Annotated in this window: 11 protein-coding genes; all 11 read right to left on the reverse strand. The window is 50.5% G+C overall.

The window, feature by feature from the left end; genetic code table 11:
• Nucleotide 1 precedes the first annotated feature (1 nt).
• The 11 genes from MJO46_RS10015 to MJO46_RS10065 all read right to left on the reverse strand — a co-directional run bounded on the left by MJO46_RS10015 (nt 2) and on the right by MJO46_RS10065 (nt 15,057).
• Entirely contained in the window at nt 2-1,216 is a 1,215-nt protein-coding gene (locus MJO46_RS10015; RefSeq protein ID WP_253989291.1) for an ABC transporter permease, read from the reverse strand.
• 74 nt (nt 1,217-1,290) lie between these two features.
• Nucleotides 1,291-2,265 (reverse strand): HlyD family secretion protein, encoded by a 975-nt coding sequence (locus MJO46_RS10020; RefSeq protein ID WP_253989180.1) that lies wholly within the window; start codon nt 2,263-2,265, stop codon nt 1,291-1,293.
• Nucleotides 2,255-3,676, reverse strand: a complete 1,422-nt coding sequence (locus tag MJO46_RS10025; protein WP_253989181.1) for a TolC family protein — start codon at nt 3,674-3,676, stop codon at nt 2,255-2,257. Before MJO46_RS10025 ends, MJO46_RS10020 begins: the two co-directional genes overlap by 11 nt.
• 224 nt (nt 3,677-3,900) lie before the next feature.
• Nucleotides 3,901-5,349: a metalloprotease TldD gene (tldD, locus tag MJO46_RS10030; RefSeq protein WP_253989182.1), complete on the reverse strand. Its 1,449-nt coding sequence runs from the start codon at nt 5,347-5,349 to the stop codon at nt 3,901-3,903.
• 115 nt (nt 5,350-5,464) lie between these two features.
• Nucleotides 5,465-6,304: a carbon-nitrogen hydrolase family protein gene (locus tag MJO46_RS10035; protein ID WP_253989183.1), complete on the reverse strand. Its 840-nt coding sequence runs from the start codon at nt 6,302-6,304 to the stop codon at nt 5,465-5,467.
• Nucleotides 6,228-10,244 carry a YhdP family protein gene (locus MJO46_RS10040; protein WP_253989184.1) on the reverse strand — a complete coding sequence of 1,339 codons (4,017 nt, stop codon included), beginning with the start codon at nt 10,242-10,244 and terminating at the stop codon, nt 6,228-6,230. Before MJO46_RS10040 ends, MJO46_RS10035 begins: the two co-directional genes overlap by 77 nt.
• Complete coding sequence (gene rng / locus MJO46_RS10045; protein WP_253989292.1) at nt 10,244-11,710, reverse strand: ribonuclease G; 1,467 nt, start codon at nt 11,708-11,710, stop codon at nt 10,244-10,246. Before rng ends, MJO46_RS10040 begins: the two co-directional genes overlap by 1 nt.
• Before the next feature lie 143 nt (nt 11,711-11,853).
• On the reverse strand, nt 11,854-12,438 hold the full coding sequence (locus tag MJO46_RS10050) for a nucleoside triphosphate pyrophosphatase (protein ID WP_253989185.1): 585 nt from the start codon (nt 12,436-12,438) through the stop codon (nt 11,854-11,856).
• Nucleotides 12,439-12,440: 2 nt separating this feature from the next.
• A complete protein-coding gene (gene mreD, locus MJO46_RS10055) occupies nt 12,441-12,929 on the reverse strand; it encodes a rod shape-determining protein MreD (protein ID WP_253989186.1) in 489 nt (162 codons plus the stop codon).
• A complete protein-coding gene (mreC, locus tag MJO46_RS10060) occupies nt 12,929-13,963 on the reverse strand; it encodes a rod shape-determining protein MreC (protein WP_253989187.1) in 1,035 nt (344 codons plus the stop codon). The genes mreD and mreC overlap by 1 nt, the downstream gene beginning before the upstream one ends.
• Nucleotides 13,964-14,007: 44 nt before the next feature.
• Nucleotides 14,008-15,057, reverse strand: coding sequence for a rod shape-determining protein (locus MJO46_RS10065; protein WP_007651015.1), 1,050 nt, complete (start codon nt 15,055-15,057; stop codon nt 14,008-14,010).
• Nucleotides 15,058-15,101 lie beyond the last annotated feature (44 nt).

Consider the following 15,101-nt stretch of genomic DNA (forward strand, 5'->3'; position numbering starts at 1 on the left):
GCTATTGCCCCTTCACAGCGAATGCGGTGTCCGAGTCAACTGTCGTCACACCATTAGCACTCACAGTAAGAGGCAGTAATTTACGCGACAAAAGGTAAATCAACGGCAGCAGGCAGATAAATCCCCAATAACTGCTCATTTGAGCAGCCACAGTTGGCCAAGTGACGCCGTAACTCACCACGCTAACGTGGGACTCAATATAATGGCTCGATGGCATAATCAGCCGCCACCACTGGGCTAATGGTGGCATCTCATGGGTGGGGAAAGTGATCCCCATAAAAGCAAAAGCGGGGGCAAATAAGGCTGTACAAAAACTGATGACCCGCGCGCTATCGCGCATCAGCACAAAGATAAATAACACTAGGCTCCACACCGCTAGCAGCATAATCAACTGGGCAAATAGCAACAGTGCTAAACTGCCAGCAAAAGGCAAAGCTAAATACAGATACAACCAAGTGAGGATAAATCCGCCTTGCAGCATCAAGATAGGCGTAAACAACAGGATTTTAGCTAACACCTTAAGCCAAAAATGCTCGGTCAATCGATTGGAGATCCCATCCTCTGGCTGCGCGGCATTAAGGTGTAACTCGCGATTTAAGCTGTTAGCCATCACGAGCATAGATAACAACTGCCAGAGTGCGACCAATACTGGCGGCACTAAAAAGCCGATATAGTTGTTATTTCGATTAAATAAGGCTGTGGTTTGGCTTTTTACTGGGCTTAAGTTCACCGCCACCTGGGACTTAGGTATCCCCTTAGCGAGCTGCTTTAAACCCGCGATCTGCAACAATCCATCGCCTAGACTCAACTGAATTTGGCTCGACAACAATTTACCCACCAGCAGGAACTGGCTATTGTAACGCACATCAATAGTGGGACTGTGGCCTGTGAGCAAATCTTTTTTCATATCATGGGGAAAGACCACCACGGCATAGACCTGCGCCTGCTGCATGGCCGCGACAGCCGAGGGAAGATCGGTAAAACTTTGCGGATCGGTAACCGGGTTGGCCTTAAGCTGACGGGTCAGCATACGGCTTAATTGGCTATGGTCTTGATCGACAATCGCCACCGGCAGTTGCCTTGGCAACCCAGCACTAAACAACCACCAGAGACATAGCACGCTCAGCAGCGGAATATAACTGACCAACGCCAACTGCCAAGGATCGCGCCAGAGGGCGTGCAGTTCACGGCGAACCAAGGCGATAAGCAGCGCCATAAAGCTTAGCTTATGCGGCGTATTTTTGATGCTGTCTACCGCGTTGACCTGAGGCTTAGGTTCAGTCACGGCCTTTACTCACCACGTAATAGTACTGACATACCAACCCTTAGGTTTGCTATCGGCTCACTGGGGCGCAGCTCCACCTCGAAGGTTCGCATATCAAAATCGTGGCCACTTTCGGTAGAGCGCCATGTCGCAAAATCCCCCATCACGCTGATATGGGATACAGTGAATGCCACATCCTGCCCGAGCGCAGGAATATTCAGTTGAATTTTATCGCCTTTATTAAAGCGTTTAAGCTGATCTTCACGCACTTGGAACACGGCCCAAGCATCCTGCATATCAATCAGGCTCACCACAGGAAAACCACTCGGCGCTAACTCTCCCGCCTGCAACAATACTTCGCTGACTTCACCGGACTTAGGGGCGCGCATTTGGGTATCGGCCATAATAGCGCTGACCTCTTTGACGGCTCCCTCGGCCATACGGGCATTGCCTGCGGCTGCGGCTTTAGTCTCGGCACGAGCCCCTTCCTGCGCCATTTGGTACATGGCCAGTGCCGCTTGCTCTGTGTACTTTGCCGCCTGCCATTGGGTAAAGGCTTCATCACGCTTTTGCCTTGCTGCCACACCTTCATTAAACAGGTTTTCAACTCGGTTATAGGTGGTTTTAGCCAGCGTTGCCGCCGCTTGGGCTTTGAGCCATTGCTCCTTGGCGGCCATCACTTCTTGGCTGCGGGCACCATTATTTGCCTCTAATTGCTTAGCCTTAGCCGCATCACGGCCACCTTCGGCCTGCATCAATTTGGCATCAAGTTCAGGGCTTTCAATCGCGAATAACAAATCCCCTTCGGCCACACTATCGCCGCGGCGAACTAATACTTGTTCGACCCGCCCCGGCACCTTAGATGACACATTATATTCTCGAGCCTCAATTTGTCCCTGCATCAAGCTTGGCTGCGGACTATAGGCCAGCTTGAGGCCGTAGGCTAAGATAAGGCCTAATGCCACTAACGCCACAAGGGCAAGCATTCGGTTAGCGCGCATTGTTTGTCTCCTGCATTAAGCGACTATCGGTGGTGCGACCGATGAATTCATCTAATTGGCCACTGATGGCCATTAATCTAGCGTAGGCTTGCACATAACGATAACTGGCACCGAGTTGTTGTGTTTTCACGGCGCTCAATTTTAGTTCGGCATCGACTCTGTCGATGGAGGTTGAAAGCCCTTGATTAAAGGCGATGTCCCTAAGGCGTAGGTTTTCAGTTGCCAATTCCAGTGATGTATCGAGCGCCTTCACTTCTTCCTCGGCCTGCAATAACTGGCGATAACTTTGGTCGAGCAACAAACTTAAGTCTTGCCGGGTTTGCGCTTTGGTATAACGGGCCTGCAAGAATGCACTCTTAGCGGCTTCGACTTTGCCGCTGCGGCCATCGCGGCTCAAGATGGGCACTTTCACGCCGACACCGACCATCCAATCCGGCTCCACCTTAGAAAACAAGCTGTCATCTTCGTACAGGATGTAATTACCAAAGAGGAACACTGTGGGATGATATTTGCCTTTCTCTAATGAAACCAATCCATTAGCCTGCGCTTCCTTTGACTCCAGCAACTTTAGCGCCGGATGCTGACTAAGGGTGACTTGGGTTAAATCCCCTAAAGAGGGCGCATGGGGCAAGAGGAATAATGAGGACTGGGTTTCCAGCTGGGCGTTCTGTTGTAACATGCGCGATAGGGCGATCACCGCCATTTCATGTTGCCGGCGAGCACTACCTAAATTGACCTTAGCATTGTCTAGGGCGACCTGCGCATTAAGGCGCTCGACCTTAGCAATTTGCCCTTCACGCTCTAATGCGAGGGCATGGTCAAGGTGTTTAGTGAAGGAATCCACAAGCTCTGTTTGAGTATTCACTAGGGCCTTAGTAACGTCAACGGCGTAGTATCTGTCCACCAGCTGGGTGAATAGGTCACGGGTCGCGAGCTGTAATTCTTGCTGTTTCTCGGCCACCATGGCCGCATGTATGCCCTGGGCGGCGGTGATCTGGCCGCCCGTATAGATAGGCCACATGGCCTGTAGGCTGGCACGAAAAATATCCTGCTCGGTAAAAGGCGTGACAAACATTGAACCCGGAATACTCGCCAGTATGCCACCTAATTCAGGAGGTAATGGCAATGAACCCGAGGCTAAGGGATTGAGATCCCTTAAATCTAACTCGATCGGTTTTTCGAGGTGGGTATAACTGCCATTAAGGCTCAATGAAGGCAGATTTAAGCTTTCGCCCGCCGCTTCTTCCCCCTTGGCACGGTTGACTTCCTGGGATTGGGCTTGCAACTTGTCGCTCACCTTGAGCACTTGTTGCCAAGCGTCGGTGAAACTGATGGGCTGCGCCGAGGCAGCCAAAGGCAATAGACAAGGCAGTGGCAATAAACATAGCCATGCCACACGGGATAGTTTCATTAACACCTCTAGAGTAGTTACTCTAATTTCCTTTGCGAATGATAACATTCATCGCGAACAGCGGCTAGAACTCGCCTCCTTAAGTGTGGCGTGAAGCTAGTCGAAGAAGCACTTAAGCCGTCATCCTCGCGTACGACTGCATGGATGCAGGAGGTAGAATAACGCAGGATCAGTTATCGCCGCGGGGATCCAGCTTTATGTGCTTACGCTCTAGATTCTAACTGTTAAGCCGTGCCACCCACGGTGAGCTTGTCGAGTTTCAGAGTCGGTTGGCCGACACCGACGGGCACACTCTGGCCATCCTTACCACACACACCGACACCTTTATCCAGCGCCATATCATTGCCAACCATGGAAATCTGCCCCATGGCTTCTGGGCCGTTACCAATTAAGGTTGCGCCCTTAATCGCTTGAGTGACCTCACCATTTTCAATCAGATAGGCCTCTGATGCCGAGAACACAAACTTGCCCGAGGTAATATCGACTTGGCCACCGCCAAAGTTAGGTGCGTAAATGCCCTTCTTCACCGACTTGATGATCTCACTCGGATCCGACTGCCCCGCCGTCATATAGGTATTAGTCATACGTGGCATAGGTAAGTGGGCGTAGGATTCACGGCGACCATTACCCGTAGGGGCAACGCCCATCAGGCGCGCATTTAATTTATCTTGGATATAACCCTTTAAAATACCGTCTTCGATCAGCACAGTTCTTTGGGTTTGCACCCCTTCATCATCTATGCTGAGTGAGCCACGGCGGTTGGCCAAAGTGCCATCGTCCACCACAGTCACTAACTTAGAGGCCACTTGCTGGCCGACCATGCCGCTAAAAGCACTGCTGCCCTTACGGTTAAAATCCCCTTCCAAACCATGTCCAACGGCTTCGTGTAACAATACGCCCGGCCAACCATTACCTAAGACCACTGGCATCTCACCCGCGGGCGCATCAATGGCATTCAGGTTGACCTGCGCCTGGCGTACGGCTTCACGGGCAAAGGCGAAGCACATAGGTAAACCCGTGTCATCACTGGCCATTAATACGCTGTAATCATGGCGGCCACCGCCACCGGCACCGCCGCGTTCACGTTTACCGTTTTCCTCTAGGATCACGCTGCAGTTAAACCGCACTAGCGGGCGAATATCGGCGGCCAAAGTGCCGTCACTGGCGGCAACCAGGATTTCTTCATGCACGCCAGCCAGGCTAACCACCACTTGGATAATACGGCTATCTAAGCTGCGAATAAAAGCATCGGCCTCCTTCAGCAGATTGATTTTTTTGACTTCTTCCATGGCGGCGATAGGGTCGAGACTATCGTACAGCGCCAAGGCTTGTTGACGTTTGAAAGCCTGAACCTTGGCCTGCTCACCCGCACCAGCAATGCCACGGGCCGCTTCGGCCGCTGCACTCAACGCGGCGGGAGTGATATCGTCGGCATAGGCAAAACCGGTTTTTTCACCACTGATGGCACGCACGCCCACACCACGCTCAATATGGAAGCTGCCATCTTTGATAATGCCATCTTCCAGCACCCAAGATTCATGGCGACTGCCTTGGAAATAGAGATCGGAAAAATCGATTTTGTGCTGATGTATGATGTTTAAATAGGTTTGTAGGCCGTCTAACGCTAACCCACCCTTCAATAAACTCTGCTCTACTTGTGCTAAAAATGGCATCGATGCTCTCTCTGATCCCAAGGGATCTTACTATGCTGAGTATAAAAACTAAGCCGACTGGCTGTACTAATTATTTTAAAATCAATAATGAAACTGCTTTCTATCCGTTGTGCTTTCAGCTGCTGGATTTTAAAGCGGGTGCGATAAAACGATTATGCTGCATAACGGGCATTTTACTGCGAATGCTGTGCACCTCGGCTAAATCAACCTCTGCATGTACCCAACCGGTTCCCGTTTGGCGCTGGGCGATAATATTTCCCCAAGGACCAACAACCATGCTCTGCCCCCAGGTTTCCCGGCTGCCTTCATTATGCTGTCCCCATTGGGCAGCGGCTAAAATAATGCATTGGGTTTCAATGGCCCTTGCCTGTAATAACACCTGCCAATGGGCTTCCCCCGTCACTTTAGTGAATGCCGAGGGAACGGTAATGATTTCGGCCCCCGCGAGGCGCATCGCCCTAAAGAGGTCGGGAAAGCGTAAATCATAACAGACGGTCAGGCCAATTTTGCCAAAAGGTGTGTCTATAACACTAATGTGATCGCCGGGGCAAAAGGTTTCGCTTTCGCGGTACTGCTTAGTGCCATCGGCCACATCCACATCAAAAAGGTGCAATTTATCGTAATACCCTAAGGTATCACCTTTATCATCAAACAGATAACAACGACTATACACACGGCCATCCTCGGCGAGGGCCGGAATAGTGCCCGCAACCATAAAGACTTGGTACTGAGCGGCCAATGAACTTAGCGCCAATTTGAGTGGGCCTTGATCGCTATCGCCCGCATAGGCAAGTTGCGCGCTTTCATGGCCACCAAACAGCAGGCTGCACTCGGGCAACACGACTAAATGCGGCGTATCGGCATCCCGCTTTAGATCCTTAAGCTGCGATTCGATAAACAGCAGATTGGCGCTGACGTCGCGACTGCTCTGACATTGCAACAGGCTGATGTGCATGGTTATCTCCCTGAAGTTGCTTTATGGGTTCGACGGCGGGTTCAGTGACGGCGGGCTCAACCTTAGGCGGCTCGAGCATTGGCAGTATAGACTCTGGAATTTCAATCTCTTTACTCTTGCGCTCGAGTTCCTCAACCACGGGATCGGCCATAGTGCCCGTGACCCTAAAGCGAATTTCGGAGATCACCTCGATCACAGGCTCAAGCACTTTGGTTAGCGCAAACGCCCCTAGGCCCAAGGTCCAAGCACTGGTACTGAGCAGCACAACGGTCGGCACACTAGATGCCAACTGCGGCACAAAGCGGATATCGTAATTTAAACTTTCAGTGGTGAGATCCGTATAGCCACGCACTTTCATATTACCCGCGATTGCATCCATTTCAGTATCTGTGGTTTTCACTACCCCATTGTCAATCTGTAGATTACCGCCAAAGGAGTTGAAATACATTCCCTGGCCAAACACATCACTGAAATCGAGGGATAACTTACGCACGAGGGAATCTAAGCTAAAGAGGGAGAAAATCCGCGCGCCCTTATCACTCACTTGGGATAAATGGCCTTTCCCCAATGCAAACTGCACTTTGCCATTTAAGGTTTCGAGGGAGAAAGCATAGGGCGCGCCCTGCCAGGAGAGATCGGCCTTAACCTCAAGCGGCGCCTCATTAACGCCAGGATCTATCCCCAATTGATGGGTTAGATGATTAAACTGAGTGGCATTTAACGTCAGGCTCAGATCTGTGTTGTTATGTCCATCCTGCTGCCGCCAAATGCCAGCCCCTTGCAAGTTCACATCCTTGGTACTTAAAGATAAAGTTTGGATCCGATAACCTGACGCCTGTGGGCCAGCCTGTAACACTAACTGACCAAAGGGCTTATCGAAAAAGCGAAAATCCTCCACATTCACCGCTACCGGCGGCAAATTCGTTAGGACTTGGTCCGCACCAAAATCCGCCTCTCCCTCTTTTTTAACCTCAGGGGCAAAGTAAAACTTACTCGCCACGACCTTAAGCCCTTGGGTCTTCCAATTAGGATAAAAATCGACCCAACCTTCAAACTCACTGGCACTGGCATTAAAGCGCCAGCCCGTATCATTAGGTTTAGCGCGCAATACCAGCCCAGTCAGACCTTGGCCCAATAAATCAAATTTGCCGATATTGGCATCTATCCCCACCACGGGTGGGAATAGATTCTGCGAAGGGGCGTTATCGGTTAAGATCCCTAAGCTTTTAGGCTGAGTATCCTCAGCAACGAAGGCGTTAATCACGGGTAACCAATTGGCTAATTTGCCACTGGTCACATCAATTTGGATATGCCCAAGCTCGGCAATACGGGCCTCATCTTCAGCAAATAACCGCCCGAGCAGTAGATCAAAATAACTAAAACGGGCGCCCGTATTGGCCTCAAAACCGCCCACAAACTCAGCCTGTTTATCGAGCCTAACCGTCAACGTGGTGCTTTGTTGGTCGCCAATAAACTCGGCCAAGAGCGGCCGAGGCTCATCGATAGGTTTAGCAAAAGCGCCCGGTAATGTTAAAGAGGTGCCCACTAGGTCCGAAGCAACCTTGGCCTCTATCTGATAACCTTGGTCATTGAACAGCATATTTAGAGTGCCATTCCATGCGAATTTACCTTGGTAGAAGCCGCTCAGTGGATTATGAAGCGCGGCGGGTAAACGGTTTAGATCCCAGCGGCTTTTCAGCTTCACATTCAGGCCATAATCTTTACCCACAGGCTGAGTATTAAAACTGAGTTCTAAGGGCTGTTCGAAGAGTTTGGCCTTAATGCCTTTACCCTCAAGTTTGTCATTGGCAAATTGTACCGTCCCCGTCACACCCGCAAGCGCAATGCCGGGCTCTGCAATATAAACAGGGGTATTCTCAAAACCAATTTGGCCGCGAATATCTTCCTCTTCACCCTCATAGAGGGGAATACTGATATCTAAATTGCCACTCACGGCGCCTTTAACTTGCACTAACTTTAGGGTGTTACCGATAGAATCAGCCAGGGGCGATGCCTGCAGCACTTGAGTCGCGGCGGGGCCTTGGGTAGCGAGTTCCGCCTGGATTTTCAATAGCGAGTGCTCACCCAACTCGGGAATAAATACATGTGCGCCATCGGCGACCACATCCATTAACTTGCCCTGATTGACCCAAATATCCATGCGAGCATTCTCAAATAGCGCATCGAGGGATAAGTCAGTCACGGCCGGCCAATCGGGTTGAAACAGATATTCGGCATCTGTGAGGGTAAAAGCGGCCTGAAACACCCCAGTGTTGTCATCGAAGGGGAAATTTGCCAGCGGTCCCTGCCATAGTACCTGCGCATTCTGGCTTTGCCCCGCCTTGATCGCCCCATCGAGATATTCGGCTAAGGCGCTCCCCATTGCCTTAACGGGGAAATACCTGTCGGCATTGGCGGCGTTTTTCACCGCCACATTGGCGGCCAGTGACATCGACATGGTCGCACTGAAATCCAATTTCAAGGCCGCATCGATACCTATATCTGGGTTGTCAAACTGCACCTTAGGCAGGCTAAGGCTTGACTGCTCGGTATCAAATAGGCCGATTAATTGGCCACTATTGAAGCTTAACGGCGCATTAAACTCATCACCGAAATCTACGGTGTAGGCTTGCTTAGGCAATGAAAAGATTAAGGTATTATCCTGCCAAGCTAAGTGAATATCCAAGGGGCTGGTATTAGGGATGCCGTCACGTTTTTGCCAATGGAGTTGCTGAATATCCGCGCTGGCGAGCAAAGGTTGTTGCTCATCTTGGTATAAACGGATCGGGCCAATACTGCCCTCAGGCGATAGATGAGACCACTGTTTGAGGGTGGCCAAATCGACACCCGGAACTAGAGGCAAAAGTGGCAAGAACGTCTGCACATCGAGCCGATTAATATAGCCAAATAACGCTTTGTCTTGCTGTTTTAGACCGAGTTTTAACGCAGGCCAATGCTCACCATTGGTGATAAAATCCAGATCCGAGCTAATTAGCTTCCAGCCTTTAGGTTCGGGTACCCAGGCAATACTGCCCGATTGGATCTCAAATTTCTGCGGCTTATCCTCCATAGACCACTGTAACCAGCTAGGTTCAAACTGCACCACACCTGAGCTTAAACTGCGATGGGCAAAATCAAACCATGCCTTAAGGTTCACCACCCCTTCTAAGGGTAACTTTTGTTTAGGATTGTAGGGATTTTGCTGGCGCGATGCCCATTCGCCTAAATCTAAGGATTGGGCGACAAGGTAAATTTGCCCGCTTAAGGTGTCCGGCGCCGCGCCGTCCCCCTTAATATCCAATTGCAGGCCAAGGGACTCATTATCGGAGGCATTATTATCGAGGTAAATCTCACCGGCACCGCGATGGCGCTCACCACTATTGTGCCAATTTAAACGCCGAATATGGATGGGACGATATTCATGCTGCTGACTTAACAGCTGCACAGTGGCATTACTCAGGGAAAAACGGTCGAGTTGTTTTAGGAGTAATTTGTAGAGCCAGTCGATTTGCGCGGCTTCGCTGGGGACGCTATTGGGCGTGGTATCGGTTAATTTATCCATATCGAGGGCGACACTCACCCCGTCAAAATTCACATCTTCAATCCTTGGGCTGCGCGCCAATACGGATTGCCAAAAATCGAGTTTGATTTGGACATTTTTGACTATCACAGTGACAGGTAACTTGTCCTGGGGCGGGATGATCAGATGATCGATATTCACCGCAGGCCCAAAGGCTTGCCACTGGGCGGATAACTCCTCGACTCGTACCTCGATTTGATATTCGCTTTTGACATAATCGACGAGCCGTTGGCGCACCTCATCAACCTGAGGCAATAATCCGCGGATCAGGCTAACGGCGAGCGCACACAGAACTAAAAATATCGCTAGCAGCTGCCAGCAGAAGCGGCTCAGTTTTTTAGCGGTAAAAAGCGTTGCCACTACATCATCACCACATCGTATTTATGCTGGGAATACATGGGTTCGTTCTGCAAACGAATGCGCTTACCCATGTAAACCTCGAGTTCGGCCACTAAATGACTCTCATCGCCGCTTAAGCTGTGGTACACGGCGGGCGAGCAATAGAGTAAGAACTCATCGGCATCGTATGCACGATTTAAGCGAATAATTTCACGGAATATTTCATAGGACACAGTCTCAACCGTCTTCATGCTGCCCGTGCCTTGGCAGGCAGGGCACTCGCCACACACCACATGCTCTAAGCTCTCACGGGTGCGTTTACGGGTCATTTCGACTAGGCCTAAGCCCGAGAAACCGCTCACATTAGTTTTCACCCTATCCTTGGCTAAGGCGCTATTTAAGCTATTGAGTACACGAGCCTTGTGGTCATCACTCTGCATATCAATAAAATCGATTATGATGATGCCACCAAGATTACGCAGGCGCAGTTGTCGCGCGATGGCCTGAGTCGCCTCAAGGTTGGTATTAAAGATGGTTTCTTCAAGATTGCGGTGGCCGACAAAGGCGCCGGTATTGATATCGACCGTGGTCATGGCTTCGGTCTGATCGATAATCAGATAACCGCCTGATTTCAGCTCAACCTTGCGCCCAAGGGCACGTTGGATTTCATTCTCGACATCGTAGAGATCGAAAATAGGCGCTGGCCCGGAATAGTGCTCAATTTTCTCGGCAATTTCCGGCATAAATTCTTGGGCGAAGGATTGTAACTCGGCAAAGGTGCGGCGCGAATCCACTTGGATCCGATCGAGCTCAGTACCAACAAAATCACGTATAATCCGCACTGGTAGCGCTAAATCTTGGTATAAGAGTGCCACGCCACGGCGCTGACGCCGCTCACTCACCTTGGACCAGACTCGACGCAAAAAAGCCGCGTCCTGGGCAAGTTCATCTTCCCCGACACCTTCGGCGGCGGTGCGAATAATAAAGCCACCATCTTCATCCACATAGGGCAAAGTGATTTTCTTGAGGCGGCTGCGCTCTTCTTCAAGCTCGATACGCTGGGAAACGCCCACATGGCTGGAGCCGGGCATAAAGACTAAGTAACGGGAAGGCAAGGTGATATCCGTCGTCAGGCGGGCACCTTTAGTGCCCAGCGGATCTTTCACCACTTGCACCATAATATCTTGCCCCTGACGCACAAGCTCGGCGATATCACGGACAACAAAATGGCCCTTCTCCACATCGGCAACGCATTCGGTATGCGGCACTATGTCGGAGGCATGTAAAAAAGCGGCTTTATCTAAGCCTATATCCACAAAGGCGGCTTGCATCCCGGGCAACACACGGCTGATTTTACCTTTGTAAATATTGCCGACTAACCCCCGCTTCATGCGGCGTTCAATATGCACTTCTTGCAGCACACCGTGTTCGACTAGCGCCACGCGTGCCTCGGATGGGGTTACGTTGATCAGTAATTCTGAACCCATCTTGCGCTGTATTTTATGTGGATTTAAGCGACTGGTATTCACGACTCACCCCATTCGGGAAATTAAATTAATTAATCGAAACAGTACATTCTCTAAGCATGAAAACCGATATACGCATTTTTAGGCAACTGCAATGCTCAAAGTTACACTAACCCAGCATTGGCCAACAATTCGCGGGTTTCGACCAAAGGTAAACCTACAACGCAGGAATAGCTGCCTTCAATAGCTTCGACAAAACAACCCCCTAACCCCTGAATGCCATAACTGCCGGCCTTATCCATGGGCTCCTTCGAGGCGACATAAGCCTCGATATCCGCATCGGTTAAAGTACAAAAACGCACTTGGGTCTCGACTAATCGCACTTGGGTCTGCTCGCCGCAGGCCAAAGCAACCGCGGTCATCACTGTGTGTGTCTTACCCGATAATGCACTCAGTACACGTTTTGCATCGGCTTCATCGATAGGCTTACCTAAAATCTCGTTTTCAAGCACTACGATAGTATCAGAACCTAATACAGCTGGCTGTGACATACCATGACATAATGCGCGCCCAGCCTGGGCTTTTTCGGCGGCGAGACGTTGCACATAATCCCGTGGCGTTTCACCTTCGAGTGGAGTTTCATCAATGTCGGGAGCCACTTGAGCAAAACTAAAATCAGCGCGTCCCAAAGCAATATTGGCCAGCAATTCTTTACGGCGGGGAGACGTTGAAGCTAAAACTAAATTCACCGTTAACGAACCTTATAATGACGTCGAACCCGACGTAAAATCCAAAAAATCCAAGGCCAAATCACTAAACCAGAAATCGCGGGTAGGAAGAGATCCGTATGAAATACAGCGCCATCCATCACAAATTCAACCCAGTAGACGACTAAGTGATAAATACAAATCAACAACATCACCACCAGTGACTGTTGCCACTTAGGAAAGTTTCGCAGGCGCTGACAATGCAAAATCGCAATGTAGATCACGAGCGACATCGCAAGGGAACGCACCCCTAAGGTCGCGCCAAGCAAAATATCCAATGCGAGCCCTAGCACCCAAGCTGTCAGTATGTTGTATCTGTGGGGTAAAGCGATAGACCAATAAATAATGACCATCAATAACCAATCGGGACGCCAAGCCTCGACAATCGAAGGAAGAGGCATGATCTGGCTCAATAGCCCGATAAATAGGGTCACCCAAACAATGAGTCGACCATTGGCGGCTTGTAAACTCATTAATGCACCTCTGCTGGCGGTGGAGTGGTCGCAGCGCCCGTTGCAGCATTTGCACCATTCACATTAGTGCCGCCATTCGTATTGGTTACAGCGCCCTGCGCAGTGTTCGCCGCACCTTGGGAGCTTGGGGTAACAGTCGGCGTATTGGGTTCCGGCTTAGCCTCTTCAGGCGGATGATCCGCCGCAGGCACAGGCACTTGATGCGGCAAAGTCACCCCCGAGTCAGGTGATGGCCAAATCAACAATAGATAACGAATACGGTCGAGGGCGGCTAAAGGTTGGGCCGTCACCCTGGCATAACTCTGTCCATCTTCGGTCTGCACATCCATTACTCGAGCGACGGGATAACCTTCAGGGAAGCGATTACCAAGGCCAGAGGTCACTAACAGATCGCCGACTCGAATATCGGTACTCTTAGCCACATGACGCAACTCAATCTCATCGGGTTCACCCGCACCATTGGCAACTAAACGCACATCGTTACGGGTAATGCGCACGGGTAAGCCATGGGACACATCGGAGAGCAATAATACACGGCTAGTCATCTCACTGACCTGCACAACTTGCCCAACCACCCCCTGTGCATCCACCACGGGCTGCCCCACAAAAACACCACTGCGAGAACCGCGGTTCAATACCACATAGTGATGGGAAGGATCACTGGCCACCTCCATCACCTCGGCCACCATCTTGCGAGAGTCCTGATAGGCTGGCGATCCCAGTAAGGCGCGCAAACGCTCGTTTTCTTGACGCAGGTGTTCGAAACGCTGCAGGCGCTCACTCATTAATAACTGTTGTCTTAACAGCTCTTTATTTTGCAACGCTAGCATATTACGGGTCGCAAAACTCTCAGACGACCAGTCGAGCATAACGCCGGGAAGACTGGCGAGATACTGAATGGGGCTTAGGGCTGATGATAGGGATTCACGGGCAGGATCGAGGCGGTGATTAGCAACGAGCAAGATCACCGACAAAATAATTGCCAGTGTTAAACGGAATTGGTTCGAAATACCACGAACAAAAATTGGCTTCATAGGAAAGCTAAGGCGGTGATTAACCGCCCTATACCGAAGTTAGATTAGGTTTCTTCGGAGAACAGATCGCCGCCGTGCATATCAATCATTTCGAGGGCTTTACCACCGCCGCGGGCTACGCAGGTCAGAGGATCGTCCGCCACCATGACCGGAATACCGGTTTCTTGCATTAATAAACGGTCTAAATCGCGCAGTAAGGCGCCGCCGCCAGTTAATACCATGCCGCGCTCAGAAATATCAGAGGCTAATTCCGGTGGTGATTGCTCTAATGCCACCATAACCGCACTAACGATGCCCGATAACGGCTCTTGCAGCGCTTCTAAAATCTCATTGCTGTTTAAGGTAAAGCTACGGGGTACGCCTTCGGCCAAGTTACGACCACGGACTTCGATTTCTAATACTTCATCACCTGGGTATGCGGTGCCGATAGTATGTTTAATGCGCTCAGCTGTGGCTTCACCAATTAAGCTGCCATAGTTACGGCGAACATAGTTGATAATAGCATCATCAAACTTATCACCACCGATGCGCACGGAAGATGAATACACCACACCGTTCAGGGAGATAATCGCGACTTCAGTGGTACCACCACCGATATCGACCACCATAGAACCCGTCGCTTCAGAAACAGGTAAACCTGCACCAATCGCCGCGGCCATTGGTTCTTCAATTAAATACACTTCACGGGCACCCGCGCCCATGGCTGACTCACGAATGGCACGACGCTCAACCTGTGTCGCACCAACAGGAACACAGACTAAAACCCGTGGGCTTGGGCGAAAAAAGCTATTGTTGTGCACTTGTTTGATAAAGTGCTGCAGCATTTTTTCAGTCACATAAAAGTCAGCAATCACACCGTCTTTCATTGGGCGGATAGCTTGAATATTGCCGGGTGTTCGCCCTAGCATTTGTTTGGCTTCTGTGCCGACTGCGGCAACAGATTTCTGACCAGAGCTATTACGCTCACCACGTATAGCAACAACAGAAGGCTCATTGAGGACTATGCCTTCGTCACGAACATAAATTAATGTGTTAGCTGTACCCAAATCGATCGATAGATCATTAGAAAAAATGCCACGCAGCTTCTTGAACATGTAACTAGCCTGTATTCTGTGGAGTCAGAAGAAAAGAAAAATCA

Source organism: Shewanella sp. KJ2020 (assembly GCF_024197625.1).
Taxonomy (GTDB): domain Bacteria; phylum Pseudomonadota; class Gammaproteobacteria; order Enterobacterales; family Shewanellaceae; genus Shewanella.